Below are 18,123 nucleotides of genomic sequence, written 5' to 3'. Positions count from 1 at the left end.
GATGGTTGCAGTTCTGGTTGCATTCACCCCCGTCCAGCGCCGTTCGAAGCCAAGCCTGCGGGCCGCTCAGCCACAGGTCAGGACGCACGTGACCGCCAGCGGACAGCCGGACGAACAGTTGAAAAGCGTATTGGGGGCAACCCCTCACGAGTTCGAATCTCGTATCCTCCGCAGCCGCCCAGCAGGGCAGACGAGGGCCCCGACCGGTTCACCGGTCGGGGCCCTCGTCGTGTTCCCTTCCACTTTCCGTCGCAGTTGGTTTTCCGCCGGCTCCGGGCGGCTCCCGATCAGCGCTCCGAGAGGAAGTCGAACACCGCCTGACGGCCCGTGCCGTCGGCCCTGCTCTGCACCGAGTGCGCCGCACCCGGCACCACCACGACCCGGGCCCGCGGTGTCAGCTTCTTCTGGTCGTACAGCCATTCCAGCGGCGTCGACAGGTCCCGGTCCCCGCCGAGCAGCAGTACCGGTACACCCGGAAGCCGGCGGTGCTCCGGCGGCAGCGGCGGCACCGGCGTACGCGGCCAGTGCAGACAGCCGAGCATCGAACCGAGGCCCGTCGCCGTGGCCGCGTCGAAGGGGCCGTAGTCGGCCGGTGTCAGCTCCGCGCCCGCCTTCTCCAGCGCCGCCCGCCGCCCCGCCACCGGGGTGTCCGACCTGCCCCACGGATAGCGCCCGTCCAGGCACAGCGTCGAGGCGTGCAATCCCTGGCTCAGCTCCTCCGCGCTCGCCGCGCTTCCCTGCCGTACGCCCGCGATCAGGCCCCGCAGCGGCCCGGGGTCGCCGCCCGCCGCCGTATGCAGGGCGCCGATCATCGCCGCGTAGTCCGGGTCCACGAACTCCCAGGTGGTCAGGGCATCGATCACGTCGACCCCGTTGTCGTACCTGCGCACCACCTCGGCCAGATCCGCCGCCGGGTCCGTGGTGCAGCCGGTCGCCTCGCAGGCCGCCGTCAGCACGCGCGGCGCCGCGCGCAGGGCGGCACGGTCCATCGGGTCGTATCCGGTCTGCGGCACCACCGAGTCCAGCACCAGCCGCGCCACGTGCTGCGGGTACGCCAGGGCGTACCGTTCGGCGGTGTACGTGCCGTACGAGACGCCGTCGAGCGTCATCGTCCGCACGCCCAGTGCCCGGCGCAGCAGCTCCAGGTCGGCGACCGTGTCACCGGTACCGTAGAAACGGCGGTCCGGGCCGATGTCCGCGGCGCAGTCCGTCACCGCCCGCGTGGTGGGCGGCGTGAGATCGGACGACCCCATCTCCTGCTGCAACTGCGGGCATTGCAGCGCGCCCGCGCCGGTGCCGCGCTGGTCGATCATGACGAGGCGGTAGTCCTTCAGCACCGGAGCCAACCGCTGGCTCATCCGTTCCACGAAGGGCACACCCGGCTGCCCCGGACCGCCCGTCAGGAACAGCAGTACGCCCTTCGGGGCCTTTGTGTTGTCCGCCATCGCGACCTTCAGGCGCAGCCGACCCGGCACGCCGCCGCCGTGGGCGAGCGGGACCGTGAGCATGGCGCAGCTGAAGCCGTCCAGGCCCGGGCAGGCCGCGGCACCGGAGAGTCCCCCGCTCCCCCCGGCCGGCGCCGCGGCTGCCCGGTCCTGCGCCGTCGACGTACACGACAGCGTCAGCACGCCGGCGGCGGCCAGTGCGAGCGCCGCCGGCACTCCGGGCCTTGGCATCCCCCGTACCTTCCGGCCCCTCCGTGTTCCCCACATCCCCCGCAGCCCCCCGCATCCCTCGCGCCCGAGCGCACCCTCGTCCCCGTGGGCCACCAGACTGGCCGAGCATGCCCGCCAAGGCGAGCTTCCGTGCCACGATTCGAGCAGGTTCGAAGGCATCACGGACGAGAGGCAGCGGGGGCCATGATCGAACTCACCATGGACGCCACAGGGTTGGCCTGCTCCCGCTTCGCGATCTCGCCGTTGCACGAGGTCTCGGCGACGCTGCTCCCGTGGGGCCTGCGCCAGGGCTCGAACGCCGATCCGTGGGTCGCGCGTGCCCGGCGCGTGCTGCGCCGGGCACGGCTGCCGCTGCTGTCCGAGCTGGCCCTGGACGGCGGCGGCTACGTGCCGGATTTCCTCAATCCGCACCCGTCCGGGTCGGCTCCCACCGTCGAGGAGGAACTGGAGCGGGTCCGGTCCACCCCGCCCGAGCGTGTCCTGAGCGAGCTGAGGGCTTTGCGCGACGGCCGCCCGTGCAACGGCCTGGCCGGATCGGAGCTGCTCCCGGAGGTGCGGCGGGCGATGGCCCGGGGTGGTGGACATGTCGCCCGGCAGGCCGCAGAAGAACTGCGGCGCTACTGGGACCTGGCCTTCGCCCCGCACTGGGAGGCCGCGAGGACCGCCCTGGAATCGGAGGTCGACCGGTGCGCCGGTGTGCTGGCCCGGCGCGGCGCGGCCGCACTCTTCAACTCGCTGCACCCCGGCATCCGGTGGGCCGACGGCACGCTGCGCGTCGAGAGCCGGTTCACGGTGAGGCTGGACGTGCCCCTGGTGGTCATGGTGCCGTCGCTGGTGGCGCCGGGGCCGGGCGTGGCCGTGGACCCGGTGCAGGGCGAACGGAGGCCGCCGTTGCTGGCCTACCCCGCGCGTGACAGGGCCACGGCGCCGACCGCCCCCACCGCCGAGCTGGCCAGACTGCTCGGCCCCACCCGCGCAGGGCTGCTCGCGGCGCTGGCGCGACCGACGTCCACCGCACAGCTCGCGGCAGGCCACTTCCTCAGCCCTGCCACGGTGTCGTACCACCTGGGCGTGCTGCACCAGGCGGGTCTCGTCGCCCGCGCCCGGTCCGGGCGAGCGGTGCTCTATCGCCGCACGTCGGCGGGTTCCCGGCTGACGGAAACCGGTTAGACACGGCTCGCGGTACCACCTCGTGCGGCACGGTCCGTGCCCTCAGCCGTGGCGAAGGCACCAAGGCCGCTGGCCGGCAGCCGTCAGCCGGGTGGACCGCCCGAGGTGGCGGGGCGCCCGTGCCCGGTCCAAGCATGGATCATGACCGACGCACCGAGCGGCTCCTCCTGGGGGCCGGAATACGACGACCGCCGCGTCCATGCCGCGCGTGACACGCACGCGCCCACCCCGCACCCGGGCGACATGGAGCCACCCTTCGAGGGGTTCCTGCACACCCTCTCCCGCACCGCCTGGCAGGTCGTCCTGGCCACCGGCGTCGCCTCCCTGATCCTGGGGATCGTGGTCCTGGCCTGGCCGGGCCCGTCCCTGCTCGTCGCCGGGGTCATCTTCGGCATCTACCTCATCATCAGCGGTGTGCTCCAGTTGGCGGCCGCCTTCGGCACGCACAAGGCGACCTCGCTGCGTGTCCTGGCCTTCATCAGCGGTGCCCTGTCGATCCTGTTGGGCCTGTTCTGCTTCCGGGGCCAGTTGGAGTCGATCCTGCTGCTCGCGTTGTGGATCGGCATCGGCTGGCTGATCCGCGGGATCACCCACACCCTGGCCGCCGCCCACGACCCCGCCATGCCCTCGCGCGGCTGGCAGGCCTTCCTCGGCGTCGTCACCTTCATCGCGGGGATCGTGCTGATCACCTCGCCGTTCACCTCGATCGCCGTGCTCACCCTGGTCGCCGGCTGGTGGCTGGTCGCGGTCGCCATCGTCGAGATCGTCACGGCGCTCCGGCTCCACGGCCGTGCGCAGCGGATCCCGCGTACGGCGTGAACCGGTGCACCACGTCAATTTCGCGCCCCACAGGTAGCTCGAGAGAGCGATTCTCGGTGTCGACACGCTGAACGGTGCGTGCGTGGCGGGCACATGCCCTCTCGTGAGCCCCGCCCCGCAGCACCCCCGCACCGCTCGTCGGTACGCCTGGCTGCGGGTGCTTTCAGTGCTCGTCGCGCTGTTGCTCGCGGCCGGCACGCACGCGGAGGCGGTGGAGGACGGGTCCTTCGCGGTGTCCACGGCTCAGGCGTGCGACGCGGAGCACGACGCGCTCGCCACCGCGCTGCGTCCCGCGGGCCTTTCGGGCCACCGGACCCTCGCGCCGCCGCGGCCGGTGCCGCGGCTCGACGCCTGGCCGCCGTCCCCGCCGGACGGCCTCCTCCTGCCCGCCCCGGGACCCGCGCCGTGCTCCTCCGCGCTGTACGCCCTGCGCACCGTCGTCCTCCTGTGCTGACAGGTCCGGCTCCACGAACGCCACCTCTCGCAGCGACACGAGGACACCGACATGCCGAGCGATCCGTACGCGGTCCTGCTCGCCCTGCTGCGGGCCGAGGCCGCACGCAGTGCGAAGCCACGACCGAAACCGAAAACCGAGCCCGAACACGAGACCCCGGAGGAAGCCCTTCCGGCCCTCCCGCGGGACGGGGACCGCGAGTAGCGCGCAGCGCACGACGGCTGCCCCGCACCGGGCAGCCGCCCTCCCCCGCCGATCGCCCCGCCTCGCCCGGCAACCGAACGGGTGATCTTGCGGATCGGCGCGTACGACGGCAGCCGGACGCGGAAACGCTCCGCGCGCTCGGGGCGACGGCCCTCGATACGGTCCCGCCGTCGCACATTCCGCGGCAACCTATCCCGCTTCGCCCCCAATTACCGCGTGTTTTCCGGCCTCGCACTCCGTCGCCATGGCTGCGCCCGGAACGTCTTGGCCGGTAGGCTTTCCGTGTGATCTTCAAGCGCATCGGAAACGGCCGGCCGTACCCCGACCACGGCCGGGAAAGCACCCGGCAGTGGGCGGACGTCGCGCCGCGCCCGGTCCGCCTCGATCAGCTCGTGACGACCAAGCAGCAACTGGACCTGGAGACCCTGCTCGCCGAGGACTCGACGTTCTACGGCGACCTCTTCGCGCACGTCGTGAAGTGGCAGGGCGACCTGTACCTGGAGGACGGCCTCCACCGTGCGGTCCGCGCAGCGCTTCAGCAGCGGCAGGTCCTGCACGCGAGGGTCCTCGAACTCGGCTGACCTCTCCCGGACCCGGTTCACCGGACATGGGCCCGTCCGTGGGGCCCTTTGGTCCTTTCGGGTTGGACTGAGCCGCAGCCAAAGATCATTTAGTAGGCATTGCAGCCAGGGCGCACTACGCTGCGCCCATGAGCATGCTGACTCCTCCCGGCATGGGCGGCCAGTACCGGATCACGGGGGACAAGTACCCGCGGATGCGCCGACCCCGGCGCCGCAGCAGGCTCGTGTTCGCGATCGTCGCGTCCGTGGCCGCGCTCGGACTGGCCGGCTGGGGGACCCTGCAGCTCATCGACGTCTTCACGGGTGGCGGCAAGACCTCGGCGGCCGGCTCGAAGGTGAACTGCGCTAAGCCGAGCGCGGCGCCCACGACCGCCGCCAGGGCACTGCCCGCGCCCGCCCAGATCACCGTCAACGTCCTCAACGCCACGCCCCGCTCGGGCCTGGCCAAGGAGACTGCGGACGAACTGCAGAAGCGCGGCTTCCGCATCGGCGACGTGGGCAACGCGACGCAGGAGTACGACAAGAAGGTCACGGGCGTCGGGCTACTGATCGGCCCCAAGGCTTCCCTCGGCACCTCGCTGCCGGTCCTGGGCACCCAGCTCGCGACCGCCGACCGCCGCACGGACACCCGCACGAACACCGCCGTCGACCTGGTCCTGGGCGACAGGTTCACGTCGCTGACAAGCAAGGCGGACGCGGACAAGGCCCTGGCGACGCTGACCGGGTCGTCACCGTCCCCGTCCCCGTCGGCGGGCAAGGGCGGCAAGAAGAGCTGCTGAGGCCCTCCTGCGCGGTCTGAGGGCGCAGGTGCGGTCGTCGTACGAGAACCGCACCCCGCCCCGAACGCGACTTACTCCGCCGCTCCGTACAGCCGGTCCCCCGCGTCCCCCAGGCCCGGCACGATGTAGCCGTTCTCGTCGAGGCGCTCGTCCACGGCGGCCGTCACGACCGTGACCGGTGTGCCCGCCAGTTCGCGCTCCATGACCTCGACACCCTCCGGGGCGGCGAGCAGGACCACCGCGGTCACGTCGTCCGCGCCACGCTTGATCAGCTCCTGGATCGCCGCGACGAGCGTGCCGCCGGTCGCGAGCATCGGGTCCAGGACGTACACCTGGCGACCCGAGAGGTCCTCCGGCATGCGCGTCGCGTACGTGGAGGCCTGGAGCGTCTCCTCGTTGCGGATCATGCCCAGGAAGCCGACCTCGGCGGTCGGCAGCAGCCGGACCATGCCGTCGAGCATGCCGAGGCCGGCGCGCAGGATCGGCACGACCAGCGGGCGCGGATGGGAGAGCTTGACGCCTGCGGTCCGGGCGACCGGCGTCGCGATGTCGACCTGCTCGGTGCGCACGTCCCGCGTGGCCTCGTAGGCGAGCAGGGTGACGAGCTCGTCGGCGAGCCGACGGAAGGTCGCGGAGTCGGTGCGCTGGTCGCGCAGCGTGGTGAGCTTGTGGGCGACGAGGGGGTGGTCGACAACATGGAGACGCATGCCCCCACACTAGCCGGGCCCCGCACACTCGCCGCGCCGCCCGTAGGAGCAGGGCACCACCACCCCGCGCGGAACCGGTTCGTCCAGGATCCGACCCCTCTCTGGCTTCCTACCCCCCATCGGAGGGAAAGTGAGAGGGATGCAATGGAGTGGTGTGCCTATGCCGGACCGGGAGTCCCACGAGGACCGCGAAGCGCGGGAGACAGACGCCGAGCGCATGCGGCGCCGGGCCCGGTTCCTGCGTGAACTCGCGGAGGCACGGGAGCTGCGCGCCCGCGTCCAGCCCCGCCGGGCCAAGGTCGCGCGCCTGCGCCGCGCCATGCGTATGCGCACCTTCCGCTGGTAGCGACGCGGCCGTCCGGGGTGGTTGTACGACCACACGGCCCCGGGCCGCGTACGATCCGCTGATGGCGGCAATGAGTGCGCTGGTGAGTGGAGTGCCTTGATCGGAGTATCCGCGATCAAAACGGCCAGACACAGGGAGCCGAAGACATCCCTTGAACGCCTTGTTTCTGCCACGATTCCGGGTGGGTGGGGCTCGGAGAAGCACTCCCCGCCCACAACCTCCGCCGGGGGGACCCCCAACCGGCACGCCTCTGACCAGTGGGAGAGTCACGGTGTACTTCGCCGCACTGCTCGCGCGCACCGAAGACGGGTGGGAAGCGAGCGACACAGAGCTCGATGATGTGGAGACCCTGTCGGATCTGACCGACCTGGCCCGCGACACCTCGGTCGACGACGACACGGTGCTCGTGCTCATCGAGCAGGAGGACGCGTGGTTCGGACTCGTCCGCGTGGACGGCGAGGACGACCCTCGTATCTACGTCTCGGACGCCGCGGCCGCAGCCCGCAGCTCGTACGGCGAGATCCTGCTCACGGACGAACTGCTCGGAAGGGAGCCCAGCGACGACGACACCGACCTGGACTCCCTCGACCTGGACGGCACGGAAGACGGTGAGCCCGAGAGCGCCGACGACGAGGACGGTGCGGAAGCGGACACCGCCGTGCCGCACGGCCCCGTGGGCGACAGCGAGATCCTCGACGACCTCGGTGTCGACGAGAAGCAGCTGCGCACTCTGGACCCCGAAGACGCCCTCACCGCGATCGCCGACGCCCTGGGTGCCTCGGACGTCCTGGAGACCGTCCGCTAGGTGCGCCAGGTGATCGAAGACAGGACACCGACCGCTGATCCGGTACGCGACCGGTGGCGGGCCGCGATGCGGCTCGCCCTGGACGAGGCCGGTCGCGCCACCAAGGGCGGTGATGTGCCGGTCGGCGCCGTGGTGCTGTCCGCGGACGGCTCGGTGCTCGCCACCGGCCACAACGAGCGCGAGGCGACGGGCGACCCGACGGCCCACGCGGAGGTCCTCGCGCTCCGCCGGGCCGCAACGGCACTCGGCGAGTGGCGGCTGTCCGGCTGCACGCTCGTCGTCACCCTGGAGCCCTGCACGATGTGCGCGGGCGCGCTGCAGCAGTCCCGGGTGGACCGGGTGGTCTACGGCGCGCGCGACGAGAAGGCCGGCGCCGCCGGGTCGTTGTGGGACCTGGTACGCGACCGGCGCCTCAACCACCGCCCGGAGGTGATCGAAGGAGTGCTCGCCGACGAGTGCGCCCGGCTCCTCACGGACTTCTTCCGCAACCGCTGAGCCCCCGACCCCGGGCGATCCCCGGAAACGGATTTCGGAGCACGGCCCACCTTGGGGTAGGGTCTCCCTCGGTAGCGTGTCCGAGCGGCCGAAGGAGCTCGCCTCGAAAGCGAGTGTGGCGCAAGTCACCGAGGGTTCAAATCCCTCCGCTACCGCTGAAGAAGGGCCCCGTCACAAGACGGGGCCCTTCGTGCGTTCGGCATATGTGCCCGCGCCGGCGGCGCAGGGTGGTGCGTCGGATAGTACGCACCACCCTGCGCCGCCGATTCACCGGGTTCCTGTCCGCCACAGAGGAAGCCACGGGGAACGGCGCGACCGATGGGGAGGCAGACGCGGGGGAACACACCGCCTCCCCGGTGGGGAGAGGACCCCAAGCCCGCGCCGCGCCTTGGGCAAGCCCGCGGCGCGGACCCCGCAGTGGGGGCCTCTCCCCGACCCCCCGACTCCTGCCAGATCCGGTGGGCAGCCCCATCCTGCCGCCTGCGCCCGCGCCGGCGGGCGGACGAATGGCCCCGGCCGTTGGGCCATTGGTCCCTAGGGGCCGAGGAGGGACCCCTGGAGGCCATAAAGGGACGCACCGCATGAGGACATGGTGCATACGTGATCATTTGCGAGTCCCCGAACACCTGGGCGGGTTACACTCGCCGCCGGCGAACCAGGCCCCGCGGGGCACAGAAGACGGGGGGAGGCCGCGGTGGCGGTACAGGGAAAGAAGATCGCGCTGTACGTGATCGTCGTCTTCGTGCTCTACATAATCATCACCGACCCGGCCAAGGCCGCCGGCTACGTGCAGATAGGGTTCGAGGGCATTTCGAGTGCCGCCAAGGCCATCGGCCACTTCATGTCGTGGGTCGCCGACGGAGCCAAGTGAGACTCCCCGCGGCCGGGCGGCTGTCGCCACACCTCTGGGAGCGCCCGTGATCCGCCACCTGGTCCTCTTCAAGCTCAACGAGGGCGTCCAGCGCGACGACCCGCGCGTGGTGGAGGGCGTACGCGCCTTCCAGGCCCTCGGCGACCAGATCGACGAGCTGCGATTCTGGGAGTGCGCCTGGAACATCAGCGACCGGCCCATCGCGTACGACTTCGCGATCAACTCGGCGGTCGACGATGCGGCGGCGCTGGGGCGGTACATCGAGCACCCGAAGCACCAGGCGGGTGTCGCGCTGTGGCGTGAGTTCGCCACATGGGTGATCGCCGATTACGAAATCTGAGCGACACCGCGCACCGATTCCGGGCGACACCGCCCGAAGAGCCCTCCACCGGACCGGTGGGGGGCTCCCCTATGTCATAGGCCCCAACTCTCTTTCAACACGGGGTTATGCGGTACTTGCACACTGTGTCCATCTCTTGTGATGCTATGACCGCTTTTGGCGGTGCATTGACGGATGTGTGGACGGATGAAGAGGTGGCGTTGACCGTGTCGGCCAGTAGTGCGCCGCCCCAGGACGAGGCTCCGGCCCCGGCTCCCGACGGACCCCAGGCCTCCGCCACGGCTCCCGCACAGCCCCAGGCATCCGCTCCGGCCACCGCCTCTTCGAACGCCCCTCAGGGCGCCCCCGCGGACACCCCTCAGGGCGCCCCCGCGGACACCTCTCAGGGCGCCTCCGCGGACACCTCTCAGGACGCCTCCCGGAAGCGCCGTGGCGCCGACACCCGGGCTCTCACACAGGTGCTCTTCACCCAACTCAAGGAGCTGGAGCCGGGCACGCCGGAGCACTGCCGCGTACGCGGGGCGCTCATCGAGGCGAATCTCCCGCTCGTGCGCTACGCGGCCGCCCGCTTCCGCTCCCGCAACGAGCCCATGGAAGACGTCGTCCAGGTCGGCACCATCGGCCTGATCAACGCCATCGACCGCTTCGACCCCGACCGCGGCGTGCAGTTCCCGACCTTCGCGATGCCGACCGTCGTCGGCGAGATCAAGCGCTACTTCCGCGACAACGTCCGCACCGTCCACGTCCCGCGGCGGCTGCATGAACTGTGGGTGCAGGTCAACAGCGCCACGGAGGACCTGACCACCGCGCACGGACGCTCCCCCACCACCGCCGAGATCGCCGAACGGCTGCGCATCACCGAGGAGGAGGTGCTGTCCTGCATCGAGGCGGGCCGCTCGTACCACGCCACCTCGCTGGAAGCGGCCCAGGAGGGCGACGGGCTGCCGGGCCTGCTCGACCGGCTCGGCTACGAGGATCCCGCGCTCGACGGAGTCGAGCACCGCGACCTCGTACGGCATCTGCTCGTCCAACTGCCCGAGCGGGAGCAGCGGATCCTGCTGCTGCGTTACTACAGCAACCTGACCCAGTCACAGATCAGCGCCGAACTGGGCGTCTCACAGATGCATGTGTCAAGGCTCCTCGCCAGAAGCTTCGCGCGACTTCGATCCGCAAACAGGATCGACGCATAACTCACGCGAGCGAATCACCCGCGACAGCTTTTCCCGGCAGTTCTCCACTGAAAGACCATCAGACCCCCTCCAACCAGGGCGCATTCGGCTCTCTTGTGTCGACATGTCACTACAGCGCGTTGCCGACATGTGACATCCTTCCGGAAGCGCGTTTGCCGCAGCCTCGCGGCCGGTATTCAGGTGGAGGCTGCGTTCCTCCGACGGGAGCGTCCGCCGCGACCGTCCCGCGACCCAAAGGGGGTGGCATGTCCGCAGACCAGGGCAGCTCGAAGGTGCTCACGCTCACGCAGAGCGACTCCGCCACCGACGTGCTTCCGGGCCTTCAGGCCCCTCAGGACCTCCCGAGCGCCGAGATCCCTCCGGCTCCAGAGGCTCCGGCCCTCCCGTCCTCCGAAGCCATCGACACCCGCACCCTGTCCCGCTCCCTCTTCCTGCGACTGGCCGCACTCGACGAGAACAGCCCGGAGCGCGCCTACGTCCGGGACACGCTGATCGAGCTGAACCTCCCGCTCGTGCGCTACGCGGCCGCCCGCTTCCGCAGCCGCAATGAACCGATGGAGGACATCGTCCAGGTCGGCACGATCGGGCTGATCAAGGCGATCGACCGCTTCGACTGCGAACGGGGCGTCGAATTCCCGACGTTCGCGATGCCGACGGTCGTCGGTGAGATCAAGCGCTTCTTCCGGGACACGTCGTGGTCGGTACGGGTGCCGCGCCGCCTCCAGGAGCTGCGTCTGGCCCTCACCAAGGCCAGCGACGAGCTGTCCCAGAAGCTGGACCGCTCCCCGACGGTCCCCGAACTCGCCTCCGTGCTGGGCGTGTCGGAGGAGGACGTGGTCGACGGCCTCGCGGTCGGCAACGCGTACACGGCATCCTCTCTGGACTCCCCGGCTCCCGAGGACGACGGCAACGAGGGTTCGCTCGCGGACCGGCTCGGGTACGAGGACAGCGCGCTGGAGGGCGTGGAGTACCGCGAGTCCCTCAAGCCACTCATGGCCAAACTCCCGCCGCGCGAGCGGCAGATCATCATGCTGCGCTTCTTCGCCAACATGACGCAGTCGCAGATCGGCGAGGAGGTCGGCATTTCGCAGATGCACGTCTCCCGGCTACTGACCCGCACGCTGGCCCAGTTGAGGGAGGGCCTGATCTCCGACTGAGCCGCCGGACGGGCCAACGGGCCTGCGAAGCAGTTCAGTTCACTCGGAGGATCTGTCGTGACCGGGCGTCCGATACACGGGCGCAACGATTCGAGTGTCGTGGTTGCGAAAGCCGTCGAGGGGTCGTGGTCGACACCTCGACGGCCTTCGTACGTCCGGGCGGACGCACGTGGTTTCGGCGGCAACTTCCCTTCGTACGCCACTCGGTGGCCCGGCCCTGCTCGACAGGGTGAGCCGGTGCCCCGCGGCCACGGATCAGCAGTGGCGATAGAGGCGGACGTCGCCCTTCACGACACCGCAGGCAGTGCGGCGCGTTCGGGCACGGCGACCTTCGGGGCACCCGGAATCGACCGGGCGACGATCGGGTCCACCGAAGTGCCGCCGGCGGTGATCGCCTGCGGGGCGCCGACGACGAAGATCTGGGCGGCACGCTTCGACGCCTGGCACGCGCCGTCGGGCGTGCGCATCCAAACGCGGGACGTGTCCGTCCAGTGGACATGAGGCCTCGCCCCGCCCACGCCATGTCGGTGTGAGCCGGGCGACGCCACTCTTTCTTACTTCAGCGCGAGCCAGGCGACCGCCGCGACGATCACGACGGCGGCGAGAACACCGACGATCAGGCCGATGCGGGGGCCGGTCGAAGCCTGCTGCTGCGGGCCGCCCTGCGGGGCCTCGTCGACGAAGGCGCGGAACATCTGGGTGTTGCCCGCGGGGTCGTAGTTGCCCTGGGGTCCCTGGGTGTTAGCCATGGCCCGAGACCCTAGCGAATACACGGGAACTGCCCAAGTGCGGGCTCCTCGTTGACGCCGCATCGCGTGGGCACCCCCCGGTGGGGCTCACCCACCGGGGCCACCACTGCCAGGCCCGCTTCGGCCCGGGCGGCTTCACCCTCGAGCACCGGACCAGCCGATGCCACCCGCCCCGCCCCCATCCATCTGCATGTTTACGTTCGCCAATACTTGCCTTTGCCAAGTTTTTAGTCCGCCCAGTTCTGTTTTATTTGCCTGTAGCAACCAACTCTCTTTATGGTTGCCTCAAGCAACGAAACTGGGAGGCATGATGGCCGCGCGGGCGCAGTACGAGGAGCTGGCACGCCAGCTCAGCGCCATCGGAGCCGTGAAGAGGGACCTCGGGCGGATCCTGCCGCCCGACTGCCCGGGCGGCTCCGCCGCCGTACTGACACTGCTCGGCCGCCACGGCGACATGCGCATGAGCAAGCTCGCCGAGCTGCTCTCCGTCGACATGTCGGTCACCAGCCGCCATGTCGCCCACGTCGCGGACCGCGGCTGGATCGAACGCTTCCCCGACCCGGCGGACAAACGCTCCCGCATCCTGCGCCTGACGGATCCCGGCTGTGCCCAGCTCGACGAGCTGAGCCGGCGCGTCACCGAGCTGCTCGCCGAGCGGCTGAGCGACTGGAGCGACGAGGACGTCGCCCTGCTCATCCAGCTCATGGCACGGCTGCGGGAGAGCTTCGGCGACTGCCGCTCCACACCCCGGCCCGAGCAGGTCGCACCCGCGGAGTCCGTTGCTGACCAGACCACCCGTACACCCGCATAAGAAACGTAGAAAAGGAAGCCCATGGCAACGACCACACCAGCCGGTGTGCGGGCTCACGCCAAGCACGGGGGAGGCTCCCCGGACGGTGCTCCGATGACGCACCAACAGATCATGAAGGCCCTCTCCGGGCTGCTGCTCGGCATGTTCGTGGCGATCCTGTCGTCCACGATCGTCTCCAACGCGCTGCCGCACATCATCGGTGACCTCGGCGGTGGCCAGTCGGCCTACACCTGGGTCGTCACCGCCTCGCTGCTGGCCATGACCGCGACCACCCCGCTGTGGGGCAAGCTCGCGGACCTGTACAGCAAGAAGGCGCTCGTCCAGATAGCCCTGGTCATCTTCGTCCTCGGCTCGATGGCCGCGGGTCTGTCGCAGAACCCCGGCATGCTCATCGCCTGCCGTGTCGTCCAGGGCATCGGCAGCGGCGGTCTGTCCGCACTGGCGCAGATCGTCATGGCCGCGATGATCTCGCCGCGTGAGCGCGGCCGTTACTCCGGCTACCTCGGTGCCAACTTCGCCGTCGCCACCGTCGGTGGCCCGCTGCTCGGCGGCGTCATCACCGACACCTCGTGGCTCGGCTGGCGCTGGTGCTTCTACGTCGGCGTGCCCTTCGCGATCATCGCCCTGATCGTGCTGCAGAAGACCTTGCACCTGCCCGTGGTGAAGCGGGACGTGAAGGTCGACTGGGCCGGCGCGTTCTTCATCTCCGCCGCGGTCAGCCTGCTGCTGGTCTGGATCACCTTCGCCGGTGACAAGTACGACTGGCTGTCGTGGCAGTCGTACACGATGGTGGCCGGCGCGATCGTCCTCGGCGCGATCTTCGTTCTCGTCGAGTCCAGGGCCAGCGAGCCGATCATCCCGCTGCGCCTCTTCCGCAACCGCACCATCACCCTCTCGTCGCTCGCCTCGCTCTTCGTGGGTGTCGCGATGTTCGCCGGCACGGTCTTCTTCGCCCAGTACTTCCAGCTGGCGCGGGACAAGTCCCCGACGATGTCGGGTGTGCTGACGATCCCGATGATCGGCGGTCTGTTCATCTCCTCCACCGTCTCCGGCCAGATCATCACCCGGACCGGCAAGTGGAAGGCCTGGCTGGTCACCGGTGGCGTCCTGGTGACGGCCGGCCTGGGTCTGCTGGGCACGATCCGCTACGACACGGCCTACTGGAAGGTGGCCGTCTTCATGGCGCTGCTGGGCCTCGGCGTCGGCATGATGATGCAGAACCTGGTGCTGTGCACGCAGAACCAGGTGGCGCCCACCGATCTGGGCTCGGCCAGCTCGACGGTCACTTTCTTCCGGTCCCTCGGCGGTGCGGTGGGTGTGTCCGCGCTCGGCGCGGTCATGGCCAACCGGATCACGCACTACGTCCAGGACGGCCTCACCGACCTCGGCCCCAAGTACGCGCACCTCGCCTCGGGTTCGGGTTCCGGCGGCTCCATCCCAGACATGGACAAGCTGCCCGCGCCGCTGCGCACGGTCATGGAGAGCGCGTACGGCCACGGCATCGCGGACGTCTTCCTGATCGCGGCCGGTATGGCGTTCCTCGCCTTCGCGATCACCCTGTTCATCAAGGAGGTCCCGTTGAAGACGTCGGGTGCACTGGCACAGGCCGCGTCGTCCGAGTCCGAGCCGCAGAAGGCGCCGACGGCCACCGCCGAGGCTTCCACCCCCGTCGAGGAAACGGTCCCGAGCTGGGCCGCCGCCTCGTCCGTCCCGGCCGGTCCCGAGGGCACGCAGAAGCTGGCCGCGGTCGCCACAGTGGCCACGCCGGGTGAGTCCGCGTCGTCCGGCGGCGTCCCGGTCCGCGGCTTCGTCCGCGGCGCCGAGAGCGCGCCGGTCCCGCAGGCCGCCGTCACGCTGATCTCCCTCGGGGGACGGCAGCTGGGCCGCTCGGTCGCCCAGGCCGACGGTTCCTACGCGGTGGACGCGCCGGGCGCGGGTTCGTACGTCCTGATCGCCTCCGCCGACGGCTTCCAGCCGCAGGCCTCGACGATCGTCGTGAACACGGAGCCGGTGGCGTACGACATCCTGCTCAGCGGCACCAGCGGTCTGAGCGGTGTCGTCCGGGCCGCCGGGACCGCGCGGCCGGTCAAGGACGCGATGGTGATCGTCACCGACGTGCGCGGTGACCTGCTGGCCACCGGGACCACCGGCGAGCAGGGCGACTTCTCCTTCACCGAGATGGTGCCGGGCTCCGTCACGGTCGCGGTGAACGCCGCCGGCTTCCGGCCGCGGGCCCTGCCCGTCGAGGTGGGCGGCACCGGGGTCACCCGGATCGAGGTCGAGCTCGACGCCGGCGCCCAGGTCCAGGGCGTCGTACGGGCTCCGCACGGCCCCCTCGCGGACGCCCGCGTGACGCTGGTGGACGCTGCGGGCAATGTGGTCGGCACGGCCACGACCGGCACGGACGGGGCGTACGCCTTCACCGACCTGGACAGCGGCGAGTACACCGTCATCGCGACGGGCTACCCGCCGGTGGCCACCGCGCTGACCGTGTCCGGCGGCGTCGTCGACGACCACGACGTCGAACTGGCCCACCCGGGCGAGTAAGGAGACCCCGGCTCGTGGGGGCGCGCTCTGAGCGGAGGTGCGCCCCCGTGAGCCGGACTTTTTTGACCCCTCTACGGGGACATTCAAGGATTTCGAGGGAGACCACACGATGGGACTGACCGCACGGATCCGTACGCGGGACGGATGGGCCGTGTCGCACGCGGTCGTCACCGTGACCGATATGACCGGTACGCAGGTGCTGCGGGCCGAGGCCGACGGGGACGGGGTCGTACGGGACACGACCGCGCTGGCGCCCGGCGCCTACACCGTGATCGTGACCGCGGTCGGGTACGCGCCCGCCGCGTCCACCGCGATCGTCACGGCGAGCGGGCGGGCCGAGATCGGGACGGTGACGCTCGCCCGGCAGGGCGGTACCGAGCTGCCGCCGCCCGGCCCGTGGACGATCGACCCGGCCCACTCCTCGGTGGGCGCGGTCGCGCAGCATCTCGGGATCTCCAGCGTGCACGGCCGGTTCACGGAGTTCTCCGGGCGCATCGAGATCGCCCCGGACGAGGTGGAGAAGTCCCGCGTCGACGCCGTCATCCGCGCCGAGTCCATCGACACGGGCAACGGCATGCGCGACACCCACCTGCGGTCGGCCGATTTCCTGGACATCGAGCGGTACCCGGAGATCACCTACCGCTCGACCGGCCTGACCGCGGCGGGCTCGGACCGCTGGAGGGTCCACGGCGAACTGACCCTGCACGGCGTCGTACGCCCCGTGGATCTGGACCTCGCCTACCTCGGCACCGGCTCCGACCCGTGGGGCGGCACCCGCGCGGCCTTCCGCGCGACGACGGAACTGCGCCGCGAGGACTTCGCCATGAACTACAACCAGGTGATCCAGGCGGGCATCGCCGCGATCGGCACGACGCTGAAGGTGGAGCTGGACATCCAGGCGGTGCAGGGCGAGTCGCTGCCGCAGGCGTAGCACCCCCGGCGGGGTCACTCTGTGCGGGCCGGTCCGCCCCCTAGGCTGCCCCCATGGCACCGAACATCGCGACCAACACCGCCGTCACGCTGGACGAGCTGCTGGACTTCGTACGACCCCGCCACCGCGCGATCCTGCTGACGCGGCGGGCCGACGGGAGCCCTCAGGGGTCCCCGCTGACCTGCGGGGTCGACGACTCGGGGCGGATCGTGGTCTCCACCTACCCGGAGCGCGCCAAGACCCGCAACGCCAAGCGGGACGAGCGGGTCAGCCTGATCGTGCTCAGCGACGAGTGGAACGGGCCGTGGGTGCAGATCGACGGCACGGCGGAGGTCATCGACCCGCCGGACTCCGTCGAGCCGCTCGTCGAGTACTACCGCAACATCGCGGGCGAGCACCCGGACTGGGACGAGTACCGGCAGGCCATGATCAAGCAGGGCAAGGCCATCATCCGGGTGACTCCGGTGCGATGGGGCCCGGTGGCGACGGGCGGTTTCCCGGCCCGCCTGGTGGCCTCGGAGGACTGACCACCGCGCCGGATGCCCGGGGGCTATCCCTGGGCGACCATCGCCTCGATCCCGGCGATCAGCGTCTCCAGCGCGAAGGCGAAGTCCCGTTCGCGCATCTCCTTCACCGTGCCACCGCCGCGGGCCTCCATGATGTCCACGGACCGGTGCATCACCTCGTCGAGTGCGGGGTTCTCCGTCACCGCGCTCATGGCCCGTCGGAAATAGTCGTCCTGGCTCATCCCGGCCGCCGCGCAGCGCTCGACGAAGTGGCCCTCGATCGTGCCGAACCCGTACACGAACTGGAAGACCGCCGCGATCGCGCCCGTCTGGCCGTATGCGGGCAGCCCGGTCAGCTCGATCACCCGCTGCGCGGTGAGCGAGAAGGCGACGGCGTGCGGGCCGATGTTGAGGAACGTCCCGGTCAGCGGCGACACCCATGGGTGTCGCACCAGCAGTTCCCGGTACTCCGCCGCGAGGGCCCGCAGTTGATCGCGCCAGTCCTCCTCCGAGTCGGCGCCCGGCAGCCGCATCTCGCCGAAGACCGCGTCCAGCGCCAGCTCCAGCAGGTCGTCCTTGGTGTCCACGTACCAGTAGACCGACATCGCGGTGACGTTCAGTTCGGCTGCCAGGCGCCGCATGGAGAACTTCGCGAGGCCGTCCGCGTCCAGCAGCCGTACGGTCGTCTCGGTGATCCGGTCACGATCCAGGCCGGACGGCTGGCTGCCGCCGCGGGAGCTACCGCCCCGGGGTGTCCTGCCCTCCAGCCAGACGCTGGTCCGCGCCGCACGCCCCGCCCCTTGGGCTGCCTTCACCATGGCGCACCTTCTCTCGACACTCCGACGCCTGATCACGATGCTAGGTGCCCCGCGCCCGGACGAAACGCCGGGAGCGGGTACCCCGCAAGGGACCGGACCCCTGCGCGACCAGTCGCACAGGGGTCCGCAGCCGCACGGTGACCGCGCCGCCCGATCGAGTGCCCCGG

22 protein-coding genes and 1 tRNA gene are annotated in these 18,123 nt (G+C 70.6%); 18 read left to right on the top strand and 5 right to left on the bottom strand.

Annotated features, from left to right (window positions below; translation table 11 throughout):
• Nucleotides 1-287 precede the first annotated feature (287 nt).
• Nucleotides 288-1,676: an alpha/beta fold hydrolase gene (locus BIV24_RS14910; RefSeq protein ID WP_079168265.1), complete on the bottom strand. Its 1,389-nt coding sequence runs from the start codon at nt 1,674-1,676 to the stop codon at nt 288-290.
• Between the two features lie 183 nt (nt 1,677-1,859).
• Between BIV24_RS14910 and BIV24_RS14905 the strand changes: the two genes are divergently transcribed.
• The 6 genes from BIV24_RS14905 to BIV24_RS14885 all read left to right on the top strand — a co-directional run bounded on the left by BIV24_RS14905 (nt 1,860) and on the right by BIV24_RS14885 (nt 5,683).
• The gene (locus BIV24_RS14905; RefSeq protein ID WP_071366770.1) at nt 1,860-2,846 is read left to right on the top strand and encodes an ArsR/SmtB family transcription factor; all 987 of its coding nucleotides are present in this window, start codon (nt 1,860-1,862) and stop codon (nt 2,844-2,846) included.
• Nucleotides 2,847-2,987: 141 nt separating this feature from the next.
• Complete coding sequence (locus BIV24_RS14900) at nt 2,988-3,665, top strand: HdeD family acid-resistance protein (protein ID WP_071366769.1); 678 nt, start codon at nt 2,988-2,990, stop codon at nt 3,663-3,665.
• A gap of 103 nt (nt 3,666-3,768) precedes the next feature.
• The gene (locus BIV24_RS14895) at nt 3,769-4,119 is read left to right on the top strand and encodes a hypothetical protein (RefSeq protein WP_071366768.1); all 351 of its coding nucleotides are present in this window, start codon (nt 3,769-3,771) and stop codon (nt 4,117-4,119) included.
• Between the two features lie 51 nt (nt 4,120-4,170).
• On the top strand, nt 4,171-4,323 hold the full coding sequence (locus BIV24_RS34415; protein ID WP_177198723.1) for a hypothetical protein: 153 nt from the start codon (nt 4,171-4,173) through the stop codon (nt 4,321-4,323).
• Nucleotides 4,324-4,607: 284 nt separating this feature from the next.
• On the top strand, nt 4,608-4,904 hold the full coding sequence (locus BIV24_RS14890; protein WP_003986294.1) for a type II toxin-antitoxin system VapB family antitoxin: 297 nt from the start codon (nt 4,608-4,610) through the stop codon (nt 4,902-4,904).
• 128 nt (nt 4,905-5,032) lie between these two features.
• Nucleotides 5,033-5,683 carry a LytR C-terminal domain-containing protein gene (locus BIV24_RS14885; RefSeq protein ID WP_245766809.1) on the top strand — a complete coding sequence of 217 codons (651 nt, stop codon included), beginning with the start codon at nt 5,033-5,035 and terminating at the stop codon, nt 5,681-5,683.
• 71 nt (nt 5,684-5,754) lie between these two features.
• Here BIV24_RS14885 and upp read toward each other — a convergent pair whose 3' ends face one another.
• Nucleotides 5,755-6,390, bottom strand: coding sequence for a uracil phosphoribosyltransferase (gene upp, locus BIV24_RS14880; protein WP_071366766.1), 636 nt, complete (start codon nt 6,388-6,390; stop codon nt 5,755-5,757).
• Nucleotides 6,391-6,550: 160 nt separating this feature from the next.
• Here upp and BIV24_RS14875 point away from each other — a divergent pair, with 160 nt between their 5' ends.
• The 8 genes from BIV24_RS14875 (at nt 6,551) to BIV24_RS14845 (ending at nt 11,594) form a co-directional block, all read left to right on the top strand.
• Complete coding sequence (locus tag BIV24_RS14875; protein WP_071366765.1) at nt 6,551-6,736, top strand: hypothetical protein; 186 nt, start codon at nt 6,551-6,553, stop codon at nt 6,734-6,736.
• A gap of 271 nt (nt 6,737-7,007) precedes the next feature.
• Complete coding sequence (locus BIV24_RS14870; RefSeq protein WP_071366764.1) at nt 7,008-7,541, top strand: tRNA adenosine deaminase-associated protein; 534 nt, start codon at nt 7,008-7,010, stop codon at nt 7,539-7,541.
• 66 nt (nt 7,542-7,607) lie between these two features.
• A complete protein-coding gene (tadA, locus tag BIV24_RS14865) occupies nt 7,608-8,036 on the top strand; it encodes a tRNA adenosine(34) deaminase TadA (protein ID WP_245766817.1) in 429 nt (142 codons plus the stop codon).
• A 70-nt stretch (nt 8,037-8,106) separates the two neighbouring features.
• Nucleotides 8,107-8,191, top strand: a tRNA-Ser gene (locus BIV24_RS14860).
• 539 nt (nt 8,192-8,730) lie between these two features.
• Entirely contained in the window at nt 8,731-8,907 is a 177-nt protein-coding gene (locus BIV24_RS34410) for a hypothetical protein (protein ID WP_177198722.1), read from the top strand.
• Between the two features lie 46 nt (nt 8,908-8,953).
• Complete coding sequence (locus tag BIV24_RS14855; RefSeq protein ID WP_071366763.1) at nt 8,954-9,247, top strand: Dabb family protein; 294 nt, start codon at nt 8,954-8,956, stop codon at nt 9,245-9,247.
• Between the two features lie 206 nt (nt 9,248-9,453).
• On the top strand, nt 9,454-10,437 hold the full coding sequence (locus BIV24_RS14850; protein ID WP_071366832.1) for an RNA polymerase sigma factor SigF: 984 nt from the start codon (nt 9,454-9,456) through the stop codon (nt 10,435-10,437).
• A gap of 245 nt (nt 10,438-10,682) precedes the next feature.
• Nucleotides 10,683-11,594 carry an RNA polymerase sigma factor SigF gene (locus tag BIV24_RS14845; RefSeq protein WP_071366762.1) on the top strand — a complete coding sequence of 304 codons (912 nt, stop codon included), beginning with the start codon at nt 10,683-10,685 and terminating at the stop codon, nt 11,592-11,594.
• A gap of 287 nt (nt 11,595-11,881) precedes the next feature.
• On the opposite strand, the gene BIV24_RS34405 is transcribed toward BIV24_RS14845, so the two are convergent.
• Both BIV24_RS34405 and BIV24_RS14835 read right to left on the bottom strand, forming a co-directional pair.
• A complete protein-coding gene (locus BIV24_RS34405; RefSeq protein WP_071366761.1) occupies nt 11,882-12,061 on the bottom strand; it encodes a hypothetical protein in 180 nt (59 codons plus the stop codon).
• 87 nt (nt 12,062-12,148) lie between these two features.
• The gene (locus BIV24_RS14835) at nt 12,149-12,343 is read right to left on the bottom strand and encodes a hypothetical protein (RefSeq protein ID WP_071366760.1); all 195 of its coding nucleotides are present in this window, start codon (nt 12,341-12,343) and stop codon (nt 12,149-12,151) included.
• 310 nt (nt 12,344-12,653) lie between these two features.
• Between BIV24_RS14835 and BIV24_RS14830 the strand changes: the two genes are divergently transcribed.
• From BIV24_RS14830 to BIV24_RS14815, 4 genes are all read left to right on the top strand, one after another.
• On the top strand, nt 12,654-13,154 hold the full coding sequence (locus tag BIV24_RS14830; protein ID WP_071366831.1) for a MarR family winged helix-turn-helix transcriptional regulator: 501 nt from the start codon (nt 12,654-12,656) through the stop codon (nt 13,152-13,154).
• A gap of 93 nt (nt 13,155-13,247) precedes the next feature.
• The gene (locus tag BIV24_RS14825) at nt 13,248-15,701 is read left to right on the top strand and encodes an MFS transporter (RefSeq protein WP_071366759.1); all 2,454 of its coding nucleotides are present in this window, start codon (nt 13,248-13,250) and stop codon (nt 15,699-15,701) included.
• Nucleotides 15,702-15,810: 109 nt separating this feature from the next.
• Nucleotides 15,811-16,632 (top strand): YceI family protein, encoded by an 822-nt coding sequence (locus BIV24_RS14820; protein WP_071366758.1) that lies wholly within the window; start codon nt 15,811-15,813, stop codon nt 16,630-16,632.
• Between the two features lie 53 nt (nt 16,633-16,685).
• Nucleotides 16,686-17,159, top strand: a complete 474-nt coding sequence (locus BIV24_RS14815; RefSeq protein WP_071366757.1) for a PPOX class F420-dependent oxidoreductase — start codon at nt 16,686-16,688, stop codon at nt 17,157-17,159.
• A gap of 23 nt (nt 17,160-17,182) precedes the next feature.
• Here the strand turns inward: BIV24_RS14815 and BIV24_RS14810 are convergent, their stop codons facing one another.
• A complete protein-coding gene (locus BIV24_RS14810) occupies nt 17,183-17,956 on the bottom strand; it encodes a TetR/AcrR family transcriptional regulator (protein WP_071366756.1) in 774 nt (257 codons plus the stop codon).
• Nucleotides 17,957-18,123 lie beyond the last annotated feature (167 nt).

This window comes from Streptomyces colonosanans, from assembly GCF_001866645.1.
GTDB classification, from domain to species: domain Bacteria; phylum Actinomycetota; class Actinomycetes; order Streptomycetales; family Streptomycetaceae; genus Streptomyces; species Streptomyces colonosanans.
This window is presented reverse-complemented; position numbering and strand designations above follow the sequence as displayed.

Coding starts and splice junctions, on each gene's coding strand:
- BIV24_RS14910 (WP_079168265.1), bottom strand. CDS start 1,676: ATGCCAAGGCCCGGAGTGCCGGCGGCGCTCGCACTGGCCGCCGCCGGC.
- BIV24_RS14905 (WP_071366770.1), top strand. CDS start 1,860: ATGATCGAACTCACCATGGACGCCACAGGGTTGGCCTGCTCCCGCTTC.
- BIV24_RS14900 (WP_071366769.1), top strand. CDS start 2,988: ATGACCGACGCACCGAGCGGCTCCTCCTGGGGGCCGGAATACGACGAC.
- BIV24_RS34415 (WP_177198723.1), top strand. CDS start 4,171: ATGCCGAGCGATCCGTACGCGGTCCTGCTCGCCCTGCTGCGGGCCGAG.
- BIV24_RS14885 (WP_245766809.1), top strand. CDS start 5,033: ATGAGCATGCTGACTCCTCCCGGCATGGGCGGCCAGTACCGGATCACG.
- upp (WP_071366766.1), bottom strand. CDS start 6,390: ATGCGTCTCCATGTTGTCGACCACCCCCTCGTCGCCCACAAGCTCACC.
- BIV24_RS14875 (WP_071366765.1), top strand. CDS start 6,551: ATGCCGGACCGGGAGTCCCACGAGGACCGCGAAGCGCGGGAGACAGAC.
- tadA (WP_245766817.1), top strand. CDS start 7,608: ATGCGGCTCGCCCTGGACGAGGCCGGTCGCGCCACCAAGGGCGGTGAT.
- BIV24_RS14845 (WP_071366762.1), top strand. CDS start 10,683: ATGTCCGCAGACCAGGGCAGCTCGAAGGTGCTCACGCTCACGCAGAGC.
- BIV24_RS34405 (WP_071366761.1), bottom strand. CDS start 12,061: ATGCGCACGCCCGACGGCGCGTGCCAGGCGTCGAAGCGTGCCGCCCAG.
- BIV24_RS14835 (WP_071366760.1), bottom strand. CDS start 12,343: ATGGCTAACACCCAGGGACCCCAGGGCAACTACGACCCCGCGGGCAAC.
- BIV24_RS14830 (WP_071366831.1), top strand. CDS start 12,654: ATGGCCGCGCGGGCGCAGTACGAGGAGCTGGCACGCCAGCTCAGCGCC.
- BIV24_RS14825 (WP_071366759.1), top strand. CDS start 13,248: ATGACGCACCAACAGATCATGAAGGCCCTCTCCGGGCTGCTGCTCGGC.
- BIV24_RS14820 (WP_071366758.1), top strand. CDS start 15,811: ATGGGACTGACCGCACGGATCCGTACGCGGGACGGATGGGCCGTGTCG.
- BIV24_RS14815 (WP_071366757.1), top strand. CDS start 16,686: ATGGCACCGAACATCGCGACCAACACCGCCGTCACGCTGGACGAGCTG.
- BIV24_RS14810 (WP_071366756.1), bottom strand. CDS start 17,956: ATGGTGAAGGCAGCCCAAGGGGCGGGGCGTGCGGCGCGGACCAGCGTC.